At 71.8% G+C, this 20,338-nt stretch carries 17 protein-coding genes, 1 pseudogene and 1 riboswitch; of the genes and pseudogenes, 8 read left to right on the forward strand and 10 right to left on the reverse strand.

The genetic code is table 11. From position 1 onward, the window contains the following. Positions 1-47 precede the first annotated feature (47 nt). Positions 48-1,427 (forward strand): FAD-binding protein, encoded by a 1,380-nt coding sequence (locus tag ABZO29_RS18005; RefSeq protein ID WP_367321223.1) that lies wholly within the window; start codon positions 48-50, stop codon positions 1,425-1,427. Beyond that, the gene (locus ABZO29_RS18010) at positions 1,424-2,179 is read left to right on the forward strand and encodes a decaprenylphospho-beta-D-erythro-pentofuranosid-2-ulose 2-reductase (RefSeq protein ID WP_367321224.1); all 756 of its coding nucleotides are present in this window, start codon (positions 1,424-1,426) and stop codon (positions 2,177-2,179) included. Before ABZO29_RS18005 ends, ABZO29_RS18010 begins: the two co-directional genes overlap by 4 nt. Before the next feature lie 278 nt (positions 2,180-2,457). Here ABZO29_RS18010 and ABZO29_RS18015 read toward each other — a convergent pair whose 3' ends face one another. Together ABZO29_RS18015 and trpS are read right to left on the reverse strand one after the other, a co-directional pair. After that, positions 2,458-3,039: a 2'-5' RNA ligase family protein gene (locus ABZO29_RS18015; RefSeq protein WP_367321225.1), complete on the reverse strand. Its 582-nt coding sequence runs from the start codon at positions 3,037-3,039 to the stop codon at positions 2,458-2,460. Positions 3,040-3,202: 163 nt separating this feature from the next. Beyond that, on the reverse strand, positions 3,203-4,216 hold the full coding sequence (gene trpS, locus ABZO29_RS18020) for a tryptophan--tRNA ligase (protein ID WP_367321226.1): 1,014 nt from the start codon (positions 4,214-4,216) through the stop codon (positions 3,203-3,205). Between the two features lie 161 nt (positions 4,217-4,377). Here trpS and ABZO29_RS18025 point away from each other — a divergent pair, with 161 nt between their 5' ends. The 4 genes from ABZO29_RS18025 (at position 4,378) to ABZO29_RS18040 (ending at position 7,415) form a co-directional block, all read left to right on the forward strand. Further along, on the forward strand, positions 4,378-4,938 hold the full coding sequence (locus ABZO29_RS18025) for an RNA polymerase sigma factor (RefSeq protein ID WP_367321227.1): 561 nt from the start codon (positions 4,378-4,380) through the stop codon (positions 4,936-4,938). Beyond that, the gene (locus ABZO29_RS18030) at positions 4,925-5,836 is read left to right on the forward strand and encodes a hypothetical protein (RefSeq protein ID WP_367321228.1); all 912 of its coding nucleotides are present in this window, start codon (positions 4,925-4,927) and stop codon (positions 5,834-5,836) included. The genes ABZO29_RS18025 and ABZO29_RS18030 overlap by 14 nt, the downstream gene beginning before the upstream one ends. Positions 5,837-5,934: 98 nt before the next feature. Next, positions 5,935-6,666 (forward strand): hypothetical protein, encoded by a 732-nt coding sequence (locus ABZO29_RS18035; RefSeq protein ID WP_367321229.1) that lies wholly within the window; start codon positions 5,935-5,937, stop codon positions 6,664-6,666. Positions 6,667-6,692: 26 nt separating this feature from the next. Beyond that, positions 6,693-7,415, forward strand: coding sequence for a hypothetical protein (locus ABZO29_RS18040; RefSeq protein WP_367321230.1), 723 nt, complete (start codon positions 6,693-6,695; stop codon positions 7,413-7,415). A 24-nt stretch (positions 7,416-7,439) separates the two neighbouring features. On the opposite strand, the gene ABZO29_RS18045 is transcribed toward ABZO29_RS18040, so the two are convergent. Next, complete coding sequence (locus tag ABZO29_RS18045; protein WP_367321231.1) at positions 7,440-8,894, reverse strand: glycine hydroxymethyltransferase; 1,455 nt, start codon at positions 8,892-8,894, stop codon at positions 7,440-7,442. Between the two features lie 34 nt (positions 8,895-8,928). Beyond that, positions 8,929-9,018, reverse strand: a riboswitch (ZMP/ZTP riboswitch). A gap of 92 nt (positions 9,019-9,110) precedes the next feature. Between ABZO29_RS18045 and rocD the strand changes: the two genes are divergently transcribed. Then, entirely contained in the window at positions 9,111-10,316 is a 1,206-nt protein-coding gene (rocD, locus tag ABZO29_RS18050; protein ID WP_367321232.1) for an ornithine--oxo-acid transaminase, read from the forward strand. Between the two features lie 16 nt (positions 10,317-10,332). Here the strand turns inward: rocD and ABZO29_RS18055 are convergent, their stop codons facing one another. Beyond that, on the reverse strand, positions 10,333-11,517 hold the full coding sequence (locus ABZO29_RS18055; protein ID WP_367321233.1) for a glutathionylspermidine synthase family protein: 1,185 nt from the start codon (positions 11,515-11,517) through the stop codon (positions 10,333-10,335). Positions 11,518-11,522: 5 nt separating this feature from the next. After that, complete coding sequence (locus ABZO29_RS18060) at positions 11,523-11,882, reverse strand: hypothetical protein (protein ID WP_367321234.1); 360 nt, start codon at positions 11,880-11,882, stop codon at positions 11,523-11,525. A 125-nt stretch (positions 11,883-12,007) separates the two neighbouring features. Here ABZO29_RS18060 and ABZO29_RS18065 point away from each other — a divergent pair, with 125 nt between their 5' ends. Beyond that, complete coding sequence (locus ABZO29_RS18065) at positions 12,008-12,865, forward strand: hypothetical protein (RefSeq protein ID WP_367326172.1); 858 nt, start codon at positions 12,008-12,010, stop codon at positions 12,863-12,865. 119 nt (positions 12,866-12,984) lie between these two features. On the opposite strand, the gene ABZO29_RS18070 is transcribed toward ABZO29_RS18065, so the two are convergent. From ABZO29_RS18070 to ABZO29_RS18090, 5 genes and pseudogenes are all read right to left on the reverse strand, one after another. After that, a complete protein-coding gene (locus ABZO29_RS18070; RefSeq protein WP_367321235.1) occupies positions 12,985-13,941 on the reverse strand; it encodes an ABC transporter substrate-binding protein in 957 nt (318 codons plus the stop codon). Position 13,942: 1 nt separating this feature from the next. Further along, positions 13,943-15,892, reverse strand: a complete 1,950-nt coding sequence (locus ABZO29_RS18075; protein ID WP_367321236.1) for an ABC transporter permease — start codon at positions 15,890-15,892, stop codon at positions 13,943-13,945. Then, positions 15,892-17,028 carry a glycine betaine/L-proline ABC transporter ATP-binding protein gene (locus ABZO29_RS18080; protein ID WP_367321237.1) on the reverse strand — a complete coding sequence of 379 codons (1,137 nt, stop codon included), beginning with the start codon at positions 17,026-17,028 and terminating at the stop codon, positions 15,892-15,894. The genes ABZO29_RS18075 and ABZO29_RS18080 overlap by 1 nt, the downstream gene beginning before the upstream one ends. Then, positions 17,028-18,547: pseudogene (locus ABZO29_RS18085) on the reverse strand (GMC family oxidoreductase). Before ABZO29_RS18085 ends, ABZO29_RS18080 begins: the two are co-directional and overlap by 1 nt. Before the next feature lie 114 nt (positions 18,548-18,661). Beyond that, entirely contained in the window at positions 18,662-20,188 is a 1,527-nt protein-coding gene (locus tag ABZO29_RS18090; RefSeq protein WP_367321238.1) for an aldehyde dehydrogenase family protein, read from the reverse strand. Positions 20,189-20,338: the final 150 nt, after the last annotated feature.

The raw sequence follows: 20,338 nt of genomic DNA on the forward strand, positions 1-20,338 counted from the left end.
GATGTTAGGAAACTAACGTGGCGCAGCAGGGCGATACGGTCGCCGACATGTCCGCCGACACCGTTTCCGTCACGGGATGGGGCCGCACCGCCCCCACCGCAGCCCGTCTGATCCGCCCACGGACGTACGAGGAGGCCGTGGACGCGGTACGGGACTGCGGGGCCCGCGGCGGCATCCCCAGGGGGCTCGGGCGGGCGTACGGGGACGCGGCACAGAACGCCGGCGGGGCGGTGCTCGACATGACGGGCCTGGACCGCATCCACGTGATCGACGCCGCGGGCGGCACCGTGCTGTGCGACGCGGGCGTCTCCCTGCACCGGCTGATGGAGGTGCTGCTGCCGCTCGGCTGGTTCGTCCCGGTCACCCCCGGCACCCGCTATGTGACCGTCGGCGGGGCGATCGGGGCGGACATCCACGGCAAGAACCACCATGGGTCGGGTTCCTTCTCCCGCCACGTCCTCTCGCTCGAACTGCTCACCGCGGACGGCGTGATCCACACCGTCGGCCGCGACACTCCCTTGTTCGACGCGACGACGGGCGGCATGGGCCTGACGGGAGTGATCCTGACGGCGACGCTCCGGCTCCTGCCGGTCGAGACGTCCCTCATGTCGGTCGACACCGAGCGCGCCACCGACCTCGACGACCTGATGGCCCGCCTGACCGCCGCCGACCACCGCTACCGCTACTCGGTCGCGTGGATCGACCTGCTGGCGCGCGGCGCGGCGACGGGCCGCGCGGTGCTGACGCGCGGCGACCACGCGCCGCTCGACGCGCTGCCCACGCGCGCGCGTAGAACCCCGTTGTCCTTCCGCCCGTCCCGGCTCCCGGCCGCACCGGCCTTCCTCCCGCAGGGCCTGCTCAACCGCGGAACCGTGGGCCTGTTCAACGAGCTCTGGTACCGAAGAGCGCCACGCGCGCGTGCCGGTCAACTGCAGAAGATCTCCACCTTCTTCCACCCCCTGGACGGGGTTCCGCACTGGAACCGCGTCTACGGCAGCGGCGGCTTCGTGCAGTACCAGTTCGTCGTCGGGCACGGCCAGGAGGACACCCTGCGCCGCATCGTGCGGCGCATCTCCCAGCGCCGGTGCCCGTCCTTCCTGGCCGTCCTCAAACGCTTCGGGGACGCCGACCCGGGCTGGCTGTCCTTCCCGGTGCCCGGCTGGACCCTGGCCCTGGACATCCCGGCCGGGCTGCCGGGCCTCGGTTCCCTCCTCGACGAACTGGACGAGGAGGTCGCCGCCGCCGGCGGACGCGTCTACCTGGCCAAGGACTCCCGCCTGCGGCCCGAACTGCTCGACGCGATGTATCCACGGCTCGCCGACTTCCGCGAGCTGCGCGCGCGGCTGGACCCGCGCGGCGTGTTCGTGTCCGACCTCGCCCGCCGACTCAACCTCCAGACCATCCCCCGATCCCAGGAGCTGTCGTGAAGGACGCCTTCGGTCTGCCCCAGTCCCTCCTCGTCCTCGGCGGTACGTCGGAGATCGCGCTGGCCACCGCGCGCCGCCTGATCGCCCGCCGCACCCGCACGGTGTGGCTCGCGGGCCGCCCGACGCCCGCCCTGGAACAGGCCGCGGAGCACCTGCGCGGTCTGGGCGCCCACGTGCACACCGTCCTTTTCGACGCGCTCGACCCCGAGTCCCACGAGACCGTGCTCGGCAAGGTCTTCGCCGAGGGGGACGTCGACATGGTGCTGCTCGCATTCGGAGTGCTCGGCGACCAGGCGCGCGACGAGCGCGAGCCGGTGTCCGCGGTCCGCGTCGCACAGACCAACTACACGGGGGCGGTGTCGGCGGGCCTGGTCAGCGCCCGTGCGTTGCAGGACCAGGGGCACGGATCGCTGGTCGTGATGTCCTCGGTCGCGGGTGAACGGGCCCGCCGCTCCAACTTCATCTACGGCTCCAGCAAGGCCGGCCTGGACGTCTTCACCCAGGGCCTGGGCGACGCGCTGCACGGCACGGGCGTGCACGTCATGATCGTGCGCCCCGGATTCGTCCGCTCGAAGATGACCGCGGACCTCGAGGAGGCACCGCTCGCGACCACACCCGAGGAGGTGGCCACCGCGGTCGAACGGGGCCTGCGGCGGCGCTCGGAGACGGTGTGGGTGCCGGGCGTGCTGCGCGTGATCATGTCGGCGCTGCGGCATGTGCCACGCGCGGTGTTCCGGCGGCTGCCCCTGTGACCGGCGGCCTGTGACCAGGGCCTGTCCGGCGGATCAAGTCGCGGGAAAGCAGGGGCATCTGGTCAGCACAGGTGAGCGGGCGTGGGGCGTGGGGCGTCCAGCTGCAAGTCGGAGGAGGGCGTCGACGCGATGGGGGTCCCCCCGCTCGAGCGAAGCCGAGGGTGAGGAAGTCGGCAACCGACGACAACGCCGGTGGGGACACCTCCCGCCGAGCGAAGCCGAGAGGGGGGAGGGCGTGCCACGCCCCGCGTCTGCGGCATGATCCGCCGGACAGGCCCCTAGTGCGTCGGCAGGGAGCCGCGGTCCACGCGTGCCGTCTGCGTCGGCACCACCGCCCCGCCGCCGAAGGCGTACTCGCGCAGCTTGCGCCACACGCCGTCGGCGCCCTGCTCGTACAGGGCGAAGCCGGTACAGGACCACTGGGCCTCGTAGTCGGCGAGTTCCTCGTAGGCGCGGTCCATGGCGGCCTCGTCGATGCCGTGCGCCACGGTGACGTGCGGGTGGTAGGGGAACTGCAGTTCCCGGGCCACCGGGCCGGACGCGTCACGGACCTGCTTCTGGAGCCAGGTGCAGGCTTCCGCACCCTCGACGACCTGCACGTACACGACCGGCGACAGGGGCCGGAACGTGCCGGTGCCGGACAGCCGCATCAGGAACGACCGGCCCGCCGCGGCGACCTCGGTGAGGTGCGCCTCGATCGCGGGCAGTTCATCGCCGTCGACCTCGGTCGGCGGCAACAGGGTCACGTGGGTGGGGATGCCGTGAGCCGCGGCGTCGCCGAAGCCCGCGCGCCGCTCCTGGAGCAGGCTGCCGTGAGGCTCCGGGACCGCGATCGACACACCGATCGTTACGGTCCCCACGTCGTCTCCTGTCGTTCTGTTGGTGCGTCCGGGTGGAAGCAGGGGTGGCCGCTGGGACGGCCACCGGCTATCGACTGTACGGCCACGGCTGTGCTGCGGGCAGGGGCAGTCGTAGTGATGTGCAGCGCGTGCGGTGGTACGGCTGCGTCGCTCTGGTGCGGGCTCAGTGTTTGGCGGGCAGGAAGCCCACCCTTTCGTACGCCTGGGAGAGGGTCTCCGCGGCGACGGAGCGCGCCTTCTCCGCACCCTTGGCCAGGATCGAGTCGAGGGTCTCCGGGTCGTCGAGGTACTGCTGGGTCCGCTCCCTGAAGGGCGTCACGAACTCGACCATGACCTCGGCGAGATCCGTCTTGAGCGCGCCGTAGCCCTTGCCGGCGTACTGCTCCTCCAGTTCGGTGATACCCGTCCCGGTGAGCGTCGAATAGATCGTGAGCAGATTGCTCACGCCCGGCTTGTCGGCGGCGTCGAAGCGGATCACGGTGTCGGTGTCGGTGACCGCGCTCTTGACCTTCTTGGCGGTGGCCTTCGGATCGTCGAGGAGGTTGATGAGGCCCTTCGGCGTCGACGCCGACTTGCTCATCTTGACCGTCGGGTCCTGCAGGTCGTAGATCTTCGCCGTCTCCTTGAGGATGTACGGCTTCGGAACCGTGAACGTCTGGCCGAAGCGGCCGTTGAAGCGCTCGGCGAGGTCGCGGGTGAGCTCGATGTGCTGACGCTGGTCCTCGCCGACCGGGACCTCGTTGGCCTGGTAGAGCAGGATGTCCGCGACCTGCAGGATCGGGTACGTGAACAGGCCGACGGACGCGCGGTCGGCGCCCTGCTTGGCGGACTTGTCCTTGAACTGGGTCATGCGGGACGCCTCGCCGAAACCGGTGAGGCAGTTCATGACCCAGGCCAGCTGGGCGTGCTCGGGGACATGGCTCTGGACGAAGAGCGTGCAGCGCTCCGGATCGAGGCCGGCCGCGAGGAGCTGGGCGGCGGCCAGCCGGGTGTTGGCGCGCAGATCGGCGGGGTCCTGCGGAAGCGTGATCGCGTGCAGGTCGACGACCATGTAGAACGCGTCGTGGGTCTCCTGCAGGGCCACCCACTGGCGGACGGCGCCCAGGTAGTTGCCGAGGTGGAACGAGCCTGCGGTGGGCTGGATTCCGGAGAGCACGCGGGGTCGGTCAGAGGCCATGTCCCCATTCTCTCAGGTCCGGAGGACCGGTCCGGAACTGGCCGGAACTGGCCGGAACTGGCCGGAAACAGATGTGACACGGGTGGGAACCGATCCGGTCCGAGCGGTGTACCAAGAATGTGAGAACGCGGGAGGGGGGCCGCATCGTCGATGAGGCCGCGGTGATCGCACGCGTACGCGCCGGAGAGCCGGAGGCGTACGCGGAGCTGGTGCGGGCCCACACGGGCATCGCGCTCAGGGCGGCCGCGGCGCTCGGGGCGGGCGCGGACGCGGAGGACGTGGTGCAGCAGGCCTTCGTCAAGGCCTACTGCTCGCTGGGACGGTTCAGGGACGGCTCGGCGTTCAAGCCGTGGCTGCTGGCGATCGTCGCCAATGAGACGAGGAACACAGTGAGGACGGCCGCACGGCAGCGCACGCTCGCCGGCCGCGAAGCGGCCCTCGTGGAGGCGGAGCCGCTGATACCCGAATCGGCGGACCCCGCGGTCGCCACGCTGGAGACGGAGCGCCGGACCGCCCTGCTGGCCGCCCTGGAGAAGCTGAGCGAGGAGCACCGCCTGGTCGTCACCTACCGCTATCTGCTCGAGATGGACGAGCCGGAGACGGCCCAGGCTCTGGGCTGGCCCCGGGGGACGGTGAAGTCCCGTCTGAACCGCGCCCTGCGCAAGCTGGGCCGCCTGCTGCCGGATTTCCAGCCGCGGGAAGGGGGTGATGAGCATGAGTGACGAGCGGGATGTCCACGGCGGTGAGGGCGCCGGCCGGGTTGAGCGTGGCTCCGGGCTGCCGGAGGAGCTGCGGGCGCTGGGCCGGTCGCTGGACTTGCCCGGTGCTGCCGGCGGCGACGGGCCGGAGACGATGGTCGAGCGGGTGCTGGCGCAGATACTCGCCGAGCAGGTGCCCGTGCCGGTGGCCGAGCCGCGGGGCGCACTCGATCGGCTGCGGGCGGTGCGGCGCTGGGCACGGCTGCGGTGGCGCTCGCTGACGGCGACGCTGTGCGGTCTGCTCGCCGTGCTCGTGCTCACACCTCCGGTGCGGGCCGCCGTCGTGGACTGGTTCGACTTCGGCGGGGTCGAGGTGCGGTACGACCCTTCGGCGGTGCCCTCGTCCGGCGCCGAGGTGCCCGGCTGCGTGCGGTCGGTGTCACTGGCCGAGGCCGAGCGGCGGGCGGGCTTCGAGCCGGTGGTGCCGGAGGCGCTCGGCGTTCCCGACGCGGTGGTGGTGGCTCCGCAACCGCAGGGGCGGTTCGTGGTGAGCCTGTGCTGGGCCGAGCGCGGGCACACGGTCCGGCTGGACGAGTTCGCTGCGCGGCTCGACCCTCTTTTCGCCAAGACCGTGCGCGAGCAGCCGGAGTGGCTTTCGCTGAGTACGGAGTCACCGGAGGACGGTGGAGCGCCGCATCCGGCCCTGTGGTTCTCCCGACCGCACCTGCTGGATCTGTGGCTGGTGGACGCGCACGGCGAGCGTTTCACCCGCCAGGAGCGGACGGCGGGACCGACGCTGCTGTGGACCCATGCGAGCGCGGGCGGTGGCATGACGCTGCGGCTGGAGGGGGTTGCGTCGAAGGGGCGGGCCCTGGAGATCGCGCGATCCCTTTCGGCGGTGCCGGAGAACTCCCCGAAATAGTGCACGGAGGGTGGGAACCCCGGCGGCCCGGGCGGTGTACCAGAAGTGACACGCGGCCCGTGGGACGGGCCACACGGGACCGACCGGTTGGGGATGGGATGCGCAGGTGGAGGGGCAGGGTTCGGGAATCGGCGGCGCTGCTGGGGGCGTTGGCGGCGGCGCTGGCGCTGATGTTGTGGGGCGCGTCGTCGGCTTCGGCGGGCGGGCCGACGAGTGTGCTGGTGACGTCGCCGGGGAGCGGGCAGGCCGCCGCGCTGTACTACTCCGACAAGGAGTACGAAGCGTTGCGGCAGCTGCTCGGCGAGCCGGGCACGGGCTCCCGCTCTCTGCCGCCCGAGGCCGATCTGGCCCATGCCGGCCAGATCAACGTCACATGGCTGATCCATGACATATCGCCCTGGCGGATGGACCGGGTCTTCGTCGTCGAGTCCGGGGCCCCGGCCGTCTGGATCCACACGGCGGCCAACGTCTCCGAGTCTCCGAACGGCTATTGGCACCGCGCCGAACGCCCCGCCCGGCTGCACGAACTGCTGAAGCGGCTCGGTATGACGGCCAAGGCCTCGGGCGAGGGCTACAGCGGCATCTTCCCGGCTCCCTGGCAGTCGGAGGAGACGGCCGCCACCCCTGACTCGGGCTCGGCCACGGTACGGGTCGCTGCACCGGAGGCCGGCGACCGCACCGACGGGTGGACCGGCTGGTGGTGGGCGATCCCCGGCGCGGCGGCAGGAGCAGTGCTCGCGCTGGTCCTGCCGCCGTTCGCGGCACGGATGACGCCGGACCGGTGGAGCGGGCGGGAGGCCGGACCGCGGCAGGAGTTGCGTGACGTATGAAGCCCGAAGGGCTGGAGGGGACACGGATGACACTCCGGAGCAGCCGCAGCAGACAGTCGAAGGTAGGGCGTGCCGCGCTGGTGCCGGTGGTGGCGGCGGTGCTGTGGGGAACGCCGGCGACCGATGCGGCCGCACAGCCACAGGACGGCCAGGACGTCCCGGATCTGGCGCTGGTGACGACGGGTGGCACCGGACGGACGACCGCTGTGCGCGCCGGAGAACAGTTCGCGCTCCTCTGGCAGCTGCTCCGGCCGACCTACGGCGGGACGGAGCGGGTGCCCGAGGCCTGGGTCGAGGGCCGGTATCCGCCGGTGCGGTTCACCGTGGTCTGGGGGCTGACGGGAGTCGGCGGCTGGCCGCAGAGCAACAGCCCGCCGGGCGGTGACGTGGCGATCGAGCGGCAGGACCAGCTGTTCCTCACCGAGGACGGCACACCGTGGGTGCGTACGGATCCGGCTCCGACCGTGGACGACGACGACCTCCGCTGGCATCGAGCACCGCGCGGGTCGTTCGAGCGGCTGGAGCGGGCGGGGCTCTTCGCGCCGTCCGGTTCCGGGTCGGCCGCCGGTCCGGGATCCTCCCCTGCCGAGTGGGCCGACGAGCACGGCGGGGCCTGGTGGGCGATACCGGGGCTGGCTCTGGGCATCGCGGTCGGGGCCGGTGGCACAGTCCTGATACGCCGCGCGGCGGCCCGGCAGGGAGCCGGACCGCCGCGGGAGGAGCCACGACAGGAGCTGATCGATCTCTGAGACCTGATCGAATCTCCGGTGAAGTCAGCCGAGGTCGATCTCCGGGTAGAGCGGGAAGCCCGCCACGAGGTCGGTGGCGCGGCGGGAGATCTCGTCGGCGATCTTCGCGTCGAGGACGTGCTGGGCCTTGGAGGGGGTGCCCTTGGAGGTGGTGCCGGGCTCCGTGGTGGTGAGGACGCGGTCGATGAGGCCGGCGACCTCGTCCATCTCGGCGGTGCCCAGGCCGCGGGTGGTCAGGGCGGGGGTGCCGATGCGGATGCCCGAGGTGTACCAGGCGCCGTTGGGGTCGGCCGGGATCGCGTTGCGGTTGGTGACGATGCCGGATTCGAGCAGGGCGGCCTCGGCCTGGCGGCCGGTGAGGCCGTAGGAGGAGGCGACGTCGATCAGGTTCAGGTGGTTGTCCGTGCCGCCGGTGACGAGGGTCGCGCCCCGGCGCATCAGGCCGTCCGCCAGCGCCCGGGAGTTGTCGACGATGCGCTGGGCGTAGTCCTGGAAGTCGGGCTGACGGGCCTCGGCGAGGGCCACGGCCTTGGCGGCCATGACATGCGGGAGGGGGCCGCCGAGGACCATCGGGCAGCCGCGGTCGACCTGGTCCTTGAGGGAGTCGTCGCACAGGACCATGCCGCCGCGCGGGCCGCGCAGCGACTTGTGCGTGGTGGTGGTGACGATCTGGGCGTGCGGGACCGGGTCGAAGTCGCCGGTGAGAACCTTGCCGGCGACGAGTCCGGCGAAGTGGGCCATGTCGACCATCAGGGTCGCCCCGACCTCGTCGGCGATCTCGCGCATGATGCGGAAGTTCACCAGACGGGGGTAGGCGGAGTAGCCGGCGACGATGATCAGCGGCTTGAACTCGCGGGCGGAGGCGCGCAGGGCCTCGTAGTCGATCAGGCCGGTGGCGGGGTCGGTGCCGTAGGAGCGCTGGTCGAACATCTTGCCGGAGATGTTCGGGCGGAAGCCGTGGGTGAGGTGGCCGCCGGCGTCCAGGGACATACCGAGCATGCGCTGGTTGCCGAAGGCGCGGCGCAGCTCGGCCCAGTCGGCCTCGGAGAGGTCGTTGACCTGGCGGACACCGGCCTTCTCCAGGGCGGGCGCCTCGACGCGCGCGGCGAGGACGGCCCAGAAGGCGACGAGGTTGGCGTCGATGCCGGAGTGCGGCTGGACGTAGGCGTGGCGGGCTCCGAAGAGCTCCTTGGCGTGCTCGGCGGCGAGGGACTCGACGGTGTCGACGTTGCGGCAGCCGGCGTAGAAGCGGCGGCCGACGGTGCCCTCGGCGTACTTGTCGCTGAACCAGTTGCCCATCGCCAGCAAGGTGGCCGGCGAGGCGTAGTTCTCGGAGGCGATCAGCTTGAGCATCTCGCGCTGGTCGGCGACCTCCTGCCCGATGGCGTCGGCCACGCGCGGCTCGACGGCGCGGATCACGTCGAGGGCGGCACGAAAGGCGGTGGACTGGGTGGAGAGGGGCTCGGGCTTGTCGGACATCAGGGACCTCCGGACGTGGGCGTTTCGGCGTACACGGTTCGGCCCAGGCGCACGGCACACTTCCAACTCGGGCCGCTCCCCGATGGTCCGTCCCATCTCTAGCGCGCCAGTCACGGCCCGCCGATCAGCCTACCGGGCGAGCCGGACGGCCAAGCTCCCGCGTCCACCATGCGAGCGACGATAAGAAAGGGGGGCAGCCTCACCCCGGGAGGTCCCGTGAGCACGACGGACGCACTGATCGCCGCCGCCGACGCACACAGCGCGCACACCTACCATCCGCTGCCGGTGGTCGTCGCCTCCGCCGACGGCGCCTGGATGACGGACGTGGAGGGGCGTCGCTATCTGGATCTGCTGGCCGGTTATTCGGCGCTCAACTTCGGGCACGGCAACCGGCGGCTGATCGAGGCGGCGAAGGCCCAGTTGGAGCGGGTGACGCTGACGTCGCGTGCCTTCCACCACGACCGGTTCGCGGCGTTCTGCGAGCAGCTCGCCCAGCTGTGCGGCATGGAGATGGTGCTGCCGATGAACACGGGTGCGGAGGCGGTTGAGACAGCCGTGAAAACGGCCCGGAAGTGGGGGTACCGGGTCAAAGGGGTGCCCGCGGAGATGGCGAAGATCGTGGTCGCGGGCAACAACTTCCACGGCCGTACGACGACGATCATCAGCTTCTCGACCGACCCGGAGGCGCGGGCGGACTTCGGCCCGTACACGCCGGGATTCGAGATCGTGCCGTACGGGGATCTGACGGCGATGCGGGCGGCGCTGACCGAGAACACGGTGGCCGTGCTGCTCGAGCCGATCCAGGGCGAGGCGGGGGTGCTCGTTCCGCCGCCCGGTTATCTGCCCGCGGTGCGGGAGCTGACCCGGGAGCGGAACGCCTTGTTCGTCGCCGACGAGATCCAGTCGGGCCTCGGGCGGACGGGGCGGACCTTCGCATGCGAGCACGAGGGCGTCGTACCGGACGTCTATGTGCTGGGGAAGGCGCTGGGCGGCGGGATCCTGCCGGTGTCGGCGGTGGTGTCGAGCGCCGAGGTGCTGGGGGTGTTCCGGCCCGGGGAGCACGGGTCGACGTTCGGCGGGAATCCGCTGGCCTGTGCGGTGGCGCTGGAGGTGATCGCGATGCTGCGGTCGGGCGAGTACCAGGCCAGGGCAGCGGAGCTCGGCGAGCATCTGCACCGGGAGTTGCGGGCGCTGGCCGACACCGGGCGGGTGACGGAGGTGCGCGGGCGCGGGCTGTGGGCGGGTGTCGACTTCCCTCGGCGGTTCGGTACGGGGCGGGACGTGTCCGAGAAGCTGATGGACCGTGGGGTGCTGGTCAAGGACACCCGGGGTCCGACGATCCGGATCGCGCCGCCCCTCGTGATCTCCAAGGAGGACCTGGACTGGGGGATCGCTCAGCTGCGTGCCGTGCTGGGCACCTGACCCGCCGACGGGGCCTCTAGAGGATCAGGTGCGGCAGGAAGCGGGCGTACTCGTCCGTGACCAGGCCGGAGGACTCGCGGATGCCCAGGCCCGCGGACTCGTCCTCGACGACCCAGGCGCCGAGGACGACGTGGTTGGCGTCGAAGTCGGGCAGGGGCGCCAACTCCTGGTAGCAGCAGGGTTCGTCGCGTATCACCGGGTCCGCGCCCGGTTCGTGGACCGTGACGCCCGCGCCCTCGCGGCCCAGCAGGGGCTTGGTGACGTAGCCCGTCGTCGCGGCCAGTTCGCGGGGGCCGTCGAGATGGGCGGGGAGGAGGTTCGGGTGGTCGGGGTACAGCTCCCAGAGGATGGCCAGCAGGGCCTTGTTGCTGAGCAGCATCTTCCAGGCGGGCTCGATCCACAGGGTGGAGCCGGTGCCGCCGCCGTTGTCGAGGGTGTCGAGGACGTGGCCGGCGAACCGGTCGGTGGTGAGCCATTCCCAGGGGTAGAGCTTGAAGCAGCTGCGGATGAAGCGGAGTCGGTTGTCGACGAAGCGGCGGGAGAGGCGGTCCCAGCCGATCTCCTCCATGGGGATCCAGGCGGTGTCCAGACCGGCCTGCTCGGCGGTCTCCTTGAGATAGGCGACCGTCATCAGGTCCTCGCCGAGTTCGTCGGCGGTGGAGTGCGCGAAGTAGAGGGGGCTGCCGGGCGGGAGGAGAGCGGCTTGTTTCTTCCAGGCGGCGACGAGGCGTTCGTGGAGGGAGTTCCACTGGTCGGCGCCGGGGAAGCGCTCCTCCATCCAGAACCACTGGGGGGAGGCGGCCTCGACCAGGGAGGTCGGGGTGTCCGCGTTGTATTCGAGCAGCTTGGCAGGGCTCCTGCCGTCGTAGCGCAGGTCGAACCGGCCGTAGACGGACGGGAGTTCGGCGCGCCGGTGCCAGGCCTCGGCGACGGCGTTCGCCACGCGTGGGTCGGTGATGCCGAGGTCGGCGAAGCGGCCGGCCGTGACGATGTGGTCCGCCGCCGCCAGGCACATGCGGTGCAGCTCCTCGACGACCTCCTCCAGGGCCTCCACCTCGTCGAGGGTGAAGACGTAGTAGGCGCTCTCGTCCCAGTAGGGGCGCAGCGAGTCGTCGGGGTAGCGGGTGAGCGGGTAGACGAGCCCCTGCTCCTCCACGGTCTGCTGCCAGCCGGGGCGGGGCTCGATGGTGCGGCGTTCCATGTGGGTCAGCCGCCGCCGCTGCCCGAGCCCGAGCAGCCGAAGCCGCCGCGGTCGACGGCTTCGCTCCTGCTGAAGGTGCCGTGGTCGGCGTAGCCGTTGCTGACGTCGGCGTCGTAGTACCAGGCGGCGTCCGCGGTCCTGCTCGTGCCCGTGGTGGTCTTCCTGCTGCCCTTGGCCGACGACGACGTGCCGGAGTTGCAGTTCTTGTCGGCGACGACCTTGTAGCCGTAGAGCGAGCCGTAGCTGTCGCGGTCCACGCACCGCCGGTCGGGATCGGATCCGCACGAGGTCAGGGCCGCCGCGACGACCCCCATCCCGCCGAGCACGACCGTGCTCGACCGCAACCGTCTGCGTGTTTCCGCCATGTTCGCGTCTCCCCCGATGTCCGGTACAGCGATCTTCCGGCGGTCAGCCTAGAGATCGGTGAGAGACAGCGCGCATGAGCCCCCCTGCCGTGCCGCTCCCCTACAGTCCATTTGTGCTCTTTGGAATGGTGTGCGCGCTCGGCGCGGCGGTCTGCTTCGGTACGGCGACGGTGTTGCAGGCGATCGCCGCGCGCACCGCGGCGGCGACGGGCACCGGCGGGGATGCGGCGCTGCTGCTGCGGGCGTTGCGGCAGTGGCGGTATCTGGCCGGGCTGGCGCTGGACGGGCTCGGGTTCCTGCTGCAGATCGCCGCGCTGCGGTCGATCCCGATCTACGCCGTCGGGGCGGCGCTGGCCTCGAGTCTGGCGGTGACGGCGGTGGTGGCCGCGCGCCTGCTGAAGGTTCGGCTGAGCCGGGTGGAGTGGGGTGCGGTGGCGGTGGTGTGTGCCGGGCTCGCCCTGCTGGGGCTCGCCTCGGGGACGGAGGGCGACACGGGCGGGTCGGCCGCGCTGGAGTGGGCCATGCTCGCCGCGGCGTTCGGTGTGCTGTCGCTGGGGGCGGCCGGTGGGCGGCTGCCCGAGCGGGGGCGGGCCCTCGCGCTGGGGCTGGGGGCGGGCTTCGGGTTCGGGGTGGTGGAGGTGGCGGTGCGGCTGATCGGCTCGCTCGCGCCCTCGGACCTCCTCGCCAATCCGGCGACGTACGCGCTGCTGCTGGGCGGCGGGGCCGCGTTCCTGCTGCTGACCTCGGCCCTGCAGCGCGGCTCGGTGACGACGGCCACCGCCGGGATGGTGATCGGCGAGACGATCGGGCCGGCGCTGGTGGGCGTGGTGTGGCTCGGGGACCGTACGCGGGACGGGCTGGCCTGGGCGGCCGTGCTCGGCTTCGCGATCGCCGTGGCGGGGGCGCTGGCGCTGGCCCGCTTCGGGGAGGCACCGGTCGCCTCCGGCGGTGGGGCCGTGGATCGTGCGGGTGTGGCGGGGTGACCGCTGCCGGGGCTTCGCCCCAGACCCCTTTTCGGCCCTGAAGGGGCCTCGTCCTCGAACGCCGGACGGGCCGAGGCGGCCCGACCGGCGCTCGCACGTACCGTCGGCTCGATCAGGAGTCAGGACAGCCACGCCCGCCACGTCGGCTCGTGGCCCTCCACCCACTTCCTCGCCGCCTCCTCCGGCGTCAGCTTCTGGTCGGCGATCATCAGGGAGACGTCGTCCTGGTCCTGCGTCGTCCACTTGAACTTCTTCAGGAACGCGGCCGCCCTGCCGCCGCCTCGTGCGAAGTCCGCATTGAGGTACTTCTGCAGGGGGGTGTGCGGGTAGGCGCAGGCGACCTTGGCCGCGTCGGCGTCGCAGCCCTCCGTGTACGGGGGCAGCTTCACCTCGGTCATCGGGACCTTCCTGAACAGCCACTGCGGCGAGTACCAGTAGGTGAGGAAGGGCTTCCGCTCCTTGGCGAACTGCCTGATCTGTGTGATCTGCGCGGCCTCCGAACCGGCGAAGACGACCTGGTAGTCCAGCTTCAGGTTGTTCACCAGCGCCTTGTCGTTGGTGACGTACGACGGTGAGCCGTCCAGGAGCTGGCCCTTGCCGCCGCTCTCCGCGGTGCGCAGCCGGGAGGCGTACTTGTCGAGGTTCTTCCAGTCGGTGACGTCCGGGTGCCGCCTCGCGAAGTACGTGGGGACGAACCAGCCGATGTGCCCGGTGACGCCGAGGTCGCCGCCGCGCGCGATCGTCTTCTTGTCCTCGACGTACCGCTGCTCCTGGTCGGGGTGGCCCCAGTCCTCCAGGATCGCGTCGACCCGGCCCTGGCTGAGGGCGTCCCAGGCGGGGACCTCGTCGACCTGGACGGTGTCGACGTGGTAGCCGAGCTCGTGTTCGAGGAGGTATTGGGCAACAGCCACGTTCGACTGTGCGCCCACCCAGGACTGCACGGACAGGGTCACGCTCTTCGTGCCCCGCGCGCCCGCGAACGGCGAGGCCTGCCTGGTCATGTCGGCGGCTCCGCAGCCGGTCAGCAGCAGGAGCGCGGAGACTCCGGCCACCGGGGATGTCGTACGAGGTCGCATGTCACGCTCCCTTCTTGGCGCGGCGTTCGGTCGGCTGGGTCACCCGGTCGAGCGTCAGGCCGAGGCAGACGATGGCCGCACCCGCCACCAGGCCGGTCGCCAGGTCGCCCTGGGCGAGGCCGAAGACGACCTCGTAGCCGAGCGCCCCGCCGCCGACCAGGCCTCCGATGATGACGACGGCGAGGACCAGGACCACGCCCTGGTTGACGGCGAGCAGCAACGCCGGGCGGGCGAGCGGAAGCTGGATCTGGCGCAGCTGCTGGCTGCCGCTGGCGCCGAGCGAGCGGGCCGACTCCAGGGCCGCCGGGTCGACCTGACGCAGACCCTGCGCGGTGATGCGGACCACGGCGGGCAGGGCGTAGACCACGGCCGCGGCCACGGCCGGGGCACGGCCGACGCCGAACAGTGCGACGACCGGGATCAGGTACACGAACTGCGGCATCGTCTGGAACACGTCGAGGACGGGGCGCAGGGCCCGTTCGAAGCGGTCGCTGCGGGCGGACGCGATACCGGTCGCGAAGCCGAGGACCAGGGTCACGGCGACGGCGGCGAGCACCTGCGAGAGGGTGTCCAGCGACGGCTGCCACACGCCGAGCACGCCGATCGCGGCCATCGCGAGAACGGCGGTGAGCGCGGTGCGCCAGGTGCCGATCAGCCAGGCGAGGGCGGCGACGACGAGCAGGACCGACCACCAGGGCAGCCACTGCAGACCGTCCCGGAGCGGGTCCAGGACCCAGGTGGTGAAGTGTCCGGCCCAGTCGGCGGTGCCGCCCACGTAGGGGACGCCCGAGTAGAGATGGGCGGTCATCCAGTCGACGGCACGGTTCACCGGCTCGGCGATGTTCACGGTCCAGGCGTCCGGCCAGTCGAGGCGGCCCGCGAGACGCCCGGCGAGCGCGGCGGCCACGGCGGCCACGGCGGCGAGCACGTACACCCGGCGCAGAGGGCTTCCCTGCACCTCCCCGAGCCCCTCCCCCGCAGCGCCGGTCACCCGGTCCAGTACGACGGCGAGCAGCACGATCGGGATGCCCGCCGCGAGTGCGGCGCCCACGTCGACCGAGGCCAGTGCCTGGTAGACGCGGTCGCCGAGGCCGCCCGCGCCGATGACCGACGCGATGACCGCCATGGACAGCGCCATCATGATCGTCTGGTTGACGCCGAGGAGGAGCTCCTTGCGGGCCAGCGGGATGCGGGCGGTCAGCAGGCGCTGGCGTGCGGTGGCGCCGAGCGACTCGACCGCCTCCAGGACCTCCCTGTCGGCGCCGCGCAGGCCGAGGGCGGTGAGGCGGGCCATGGGCGGGGCGGCGTAGACGACGGTGGCCAGGACGGCCGCGGGGACGCCGATGCCGAAGACCAGGACGACGGGGAGGAGGTAGGCGAAGGCGGGCAGCACCTGCATGGTGTCCAGGACCGGGCGCAGGGCGCGGTCCAGGCGGTCGGAGAGGCCGGCGGCCAGGCCGAGGAGGGCGCCCACGACGACGGACGCCAGGACCGCGACGACCATGAGGGCGAGCGTCTGCATGGTGGGGATCCACATGCCGAGGAGGCCACAGGTCAGGAACGCGGCGGCGGTGCCGAGGGCGAGTCTCGCTCCGGCCACGCGCCAGGCGACCAGGGCTCCGAGTGCGGTGATGCCGGGCCAGCCCGCGGCGAGGAGGAGCAGGTACACGGCGCGTACGGAGAGGACGACCGCGTTGCTGACGTGGCCGAAGAAGTAGAGGAACAGGGGGTGGCTGTCCCGGTTGTCGATGATCCAGTCGCTGGCCCTGGAGAGGGGCTTGGAGACGTCGACGGTGAGGTCGCTGGGCCAACTTCCGCTTGCCCAGCGGGCGTTCGCCAGGGGGACGAGGATCGCCGCGGCGAGGGCGAGTACGAGGAGCTTGCGGGTGGCGTGGTGTTTCAGCATGCCCGGGAGTGCGATGCGGGGAGCCGCTGCGGTGACCGTTGCCATCAGACCGCCTCCGTGCCGGTGCCCGGGAGTTGGGGCGCTCGCCCGCGCCTGCGGGGTGCCGCCGTCTGTGGGGCGGGCGCCGCCTCGGCGGCACGACTGTCCGCAGATACGGCGGCTGTGCCGGCCACCAGCTCCAACAGCGCGTCCGCGTCCACCATGCCGACGCACCTGCCGTCATCGACCACCCGCGCCGGTGCCCCCGCCCGGGCCACCGCCTCGATCGCCTCCGACACCGTGGCGTCCGGGGCGATCGCCGGGCCGCCCGCGGCCTCCGCAGGGGCCGACCGCATGGCCGTACGGACCGTCATGACCTGCTCGCGCGGCACATCGCGGACGAACTCGCGGACGTAGTCGTCGGCCGGGGAGCCCACGATCTCCTCCGGGGTGCCCAGCTGGACCACGCGGCCGTCGCGCATCAGCGCGATGCGGTCGCCGAGTTTCAGCGCCTCGCTCAGGTCGTGCGTGATGAAGACCATCGTGCGGCCCTCCTCGCGGTGCAGACGGATGACCTCCTCCTGCATGTCACGGCGGATGAGGGGGTCGAGCGCGCTGAACGGTTCGTCGAAGAGCAGGACCTCGGGGTCCACCGCCAACGCCCTGGCCAGGCCCACCCGTTGCCGCTGGCCGCCCGACAGCTGGCCGGGCCTGCGCTGTTCCATGCCCTCCAGGCCGACCTTGGCGACGACGTCCGCCGCCCGCGAGCGCCGCTCGGCCTTGCCCACGCCCTGGATCTCGAGGCCGTACGCCACGTTGTCCAGGACCGTGCGGTGCGGGAGGAGGCCGAAGTGCTGGAAGACCATCGCGGCGCGGTGCCGGCGCAGGTCGCGCAGGCGGGCCCGGTCCATGGCGCGGACGTCCTCGCCGTCGATGGCGATCGTGCCGGCCGTCGGTTCGACGAGCCGGGTCAGGCAGCGCACCAGCGTGGACTTGCCGGAGCCGGACAGGCCCATGACGACGAAGACCTCGCCCTTGCCGACGTCGAACGAGACGTCCCGGACCGCGGCCGTGCAGCCGGTGCGGGACCGGAGGCCGGCGGGATCCAGCGCCGCCAGCTCGGGGTCGGCCGGGACGCGGTCCGCCTTCGGGCCGAAGACCTTCCACAGGCCCTGGACGGAGAACACGGGGGACGTCGTCATCACGCCTCACCGCCGATCAGGTCCACGGCCTTCTCCCCGACCATGAACACCCCGATCATCGGGTTCACGGCGGTCATGGTGGGGAAGACGGACGCGTCGGCGATGCGGATGCCCTCCAGGCCCCGGATCCTCAGTCTGGGGTCCACGACGGCGAGTTCGTCGTCGGCCGCGCCCATGCGGCAGGTGCCCGCCGGGTGGTACACGGTGTGCGCGACCTTGCGGGCGTACTCGCCGAGCTCCTCGTCGTCCGTCACGTCCGGCCCCGGGCACACCTCCCGCTTGAGCCACCCGGCCAGCGGCTCGGTCCGCGCGATCTCGCGGGCGATGCGGATGCCGTCGACGAGGGTGCGGCCGTCGTAGTCGTCCTCGTCGGTGAAGTAGCGGAAGTCGAGGGCGGGTTTGCCGGACGGGTCGGCGCTGGTCAGGTACAGCCGTCCGCGGCTTCTCGGCTTGGGGATGTTCGGGGTCATCGAGACGCCGTACGGCGGCCGTTCGTAGCCCAGTCGCTCCGGGTTGTCCGTGAAGGGCACCTGGTAGAAGTGGAACATCAGGTCCGGGCCCGGCTGTTCGGGGTCGCGGCGCACGAACAGGCCCGCGTCGGAGTCCATCGCGGAGTTCTCCGGCAGGGGGCCGTGGGTCTCCCAGACGATGACCGACTCGGGGTGGTCGAGCAGGTTCTCGCCGACGCCCGGCAGATGGTGCACGACGGGTATGCCGATGGCTTCCAGGTCGGTCTTGGGCCCGATGCCGGAGTGCAGGAGCAGGCGGGGCGAGTCGATGGCGCCCGCGCACAGGACGACCTCGCGCCGGGCCCTTACGAGGTGTTCCTCGCCGCTCTTCGTACGGACGTGCACGCCCTCCGCCCGGGTGCCGTTCAACTCGAGCTTGTACGCCCAGGTCTCCAGGAAGATGCGGAGGTTTGGCCGCTCGTCCATGACCGGGTGCAGGTACGCCACGGACGCGCTGGACCGCTTGTTGTTCTCGGGGTGGTAGGCCAGGTCGAAGAAGCCGACGCCCTCGGTGAACGGCCTGGTGTTGAAGCCCTCGATCCGCGGGACCCCGATCGCCTTCTCAGCCGCGTCGACGAAGTCGCGGGCGACGGCGTTCCGGTCCTTCTCGTCGACCGGGACGATGTTGTTCAGCAGGCGCGCGTAGTACGCCTCCATCGGCACCGCGCCCCGGCCGCCTCCCACTCGTCCCAGTCGGAGGGCAGCGGCTTGAAGGCGATCAGCGTGTTGTGGGAGGAACAGCCGCCGAGGACGCGGGCGCGGCTGTGCCGGATGCGGGAGTTCCCGCGCGGCTGCTCGGTGGTCGGGTAGTCGTAGTCGAGCTCGCCGCCGAGCAGGCCCGTCCAGCGGCGCAGGGTGAGGACGTCGTCGCGGCCGACGTCGCTGGGGCCGCCCTCGATGACGGCGACGGTGACGTCCGGGTTCTCGGTGAGGCGGGAGGCTACGACGGAGCCGGCGGTGCCGCCGCCGATGACGACGTAGTCGTACTCGTGGTCGGGCAGGTCGGGCATGGGGGTACTCACTCCAGTGTGGGGGGACGAAGAAGACGTGGGGGTCGTGAGAGGCGGGGGTCGGCGGGGCCCGTGTGGCCCATGTGATCTGTGTGATCCGTGGGACCCGTTGGGTCAGCCCGCGAACCAGCGCACCGGGCTCGGCGCCAGGTTCTGGTAGACGTGCTTGGTCTCGCGGTACTCGGCGAGCCCGGCGGGCCCCAGTTCGCGTCCGACTCCGCTCTTTCCGAAGCCGCCCCACTCCGCCTGCGGGAGGTAGGGGTGGAAGTCGTTGATCCAGACGGTGCCGTGCCGCAGCCGCCCGGCCACGCGCCGGGCCCGGCCCGCGTCGGCCGTCCAGACGGCGCCCGCGAGGCCGTACTCGGTGTCATTGGCCAGCGCCACGGCCTCGTCCTCCGTACGGAAGGTCTCCACCGTCAGGACCGGGCCGAAGACCTCCTCGCGGACGACCCGCATCCCGCGGTGGCAGTCGTCGAGGACGGTCGGTTCGTAGAAGTAGCCGGTGGCCGGACGGTCGGCGGACGGCTCCGGACGCCTGCCGCCGGAGCGCAGCACCGCACCTTCCCCCAGGGCGGAGGCTACGTACGCCTCGACCTTGGCGCGCTGCTGCTCGGAGACGAGAGGGCCGCACTCGACGCCGTCGGCCGTACCGCGTCCGAGCCTGATCCTCCGTGCCCTTTCGGCGAGTTCGCCCACGAAGCGTTCCTTGACGGACTCCTCGACGATCAGCCGTGCGCCCGCCGAGCAGACCTGGCCGCTGTGGCTGAAGGCCGCGTTGAGGGCCTGGTCGACGGCCGTGTCGAAGCCCGCGTCCGTCGCGCAGGCGTCGGCGAAGACGACGTTCGGGTTCTTGCCGCCGAGTTCGAGGGCGACCTTCTTGACGGTCGGGGCGGCCGCTTGGGCGACCTTGGTGCCGCTGACCGGTCCGCCGGTGAAGGAGACCAGGTCGACGTCGGGGTGCTCGGCGAGGCGGGCACCGACGCAGTGGCCGGGACCGGTGACGAGGTTGGCGACGCCGGCGGGGAGACCGGCCTCGGCCAGCAGCTCGATCAGGGCGATCGTCGTCAGCGGGGTGATCTCACTCGGCTTGACCACGAAGGTGTTGCCGGCCGCGAGAGCGGGGGCGATCTTCCAACTGGCCTGGAGGAGGGGGTAGTTCCAGGGGGTGATCAGCGCGCACACGCCGACCGGCTCGTGCACGACGACGCTGTGGACGTCGGGCGAGCCCGCGTCGACGACCCGGCCTGGCGCCTCCGCGGCGACGAGGTCGGCGAAGTAGCGGAAGGCGTCGGCGACGCAGTCGATGTCGACGCGGCCCTCCTCGAAGGTCTTGCCCGCGTCACGGCTCTCCAGGAGGCCGAGCCGCTCACGGTCGCGCACGAGGAGACCGGCGACGCGGCGCAGCAGGCTGGCCCGCTCGGCGACCGGGGTGCGGGGCCAGTCGCCCTGCCCTCCGTCGAAGGCACCGCGGGCGGCCGCGACGGCCAGATCCGTGTCCTTCTCGTCACCCTCGGCGACCACCGCGAACGGAAGGCCGTCCGCGGGATCGAGGATCTCGCGCGTGGCGCCGGAGACGGCTTCGCGCCACTCCCCTCCCGCGTGGATGGTCTTCCGCGCCCGCTGCTGCGTTCTGTCGGCCATGCTCGGTATTGCCTTCCGTTCCTGTTCAGCGCCCCTGTGTCACACATGTGTCACTCTCGGGGACCGTGAGCGCCTGCCCCTCGCCCCCGGATGCATGCGAGATCCGGGCCGAAAGTGCGCCTCGTCACTGAACATGCGGGCAAATGGGGC

Origin of the sequence: Streptomyces sp. HUAS ZL42 (genome assembly GCF_040782645.1) — a bacterium.
In the GTDB taxonomy this organism is placed as follows: domain Bacteria; phylum Actinomycetota; class Actinomycetes; order Streptomycetales; family Streptomycetaceae; genus Streptomyces.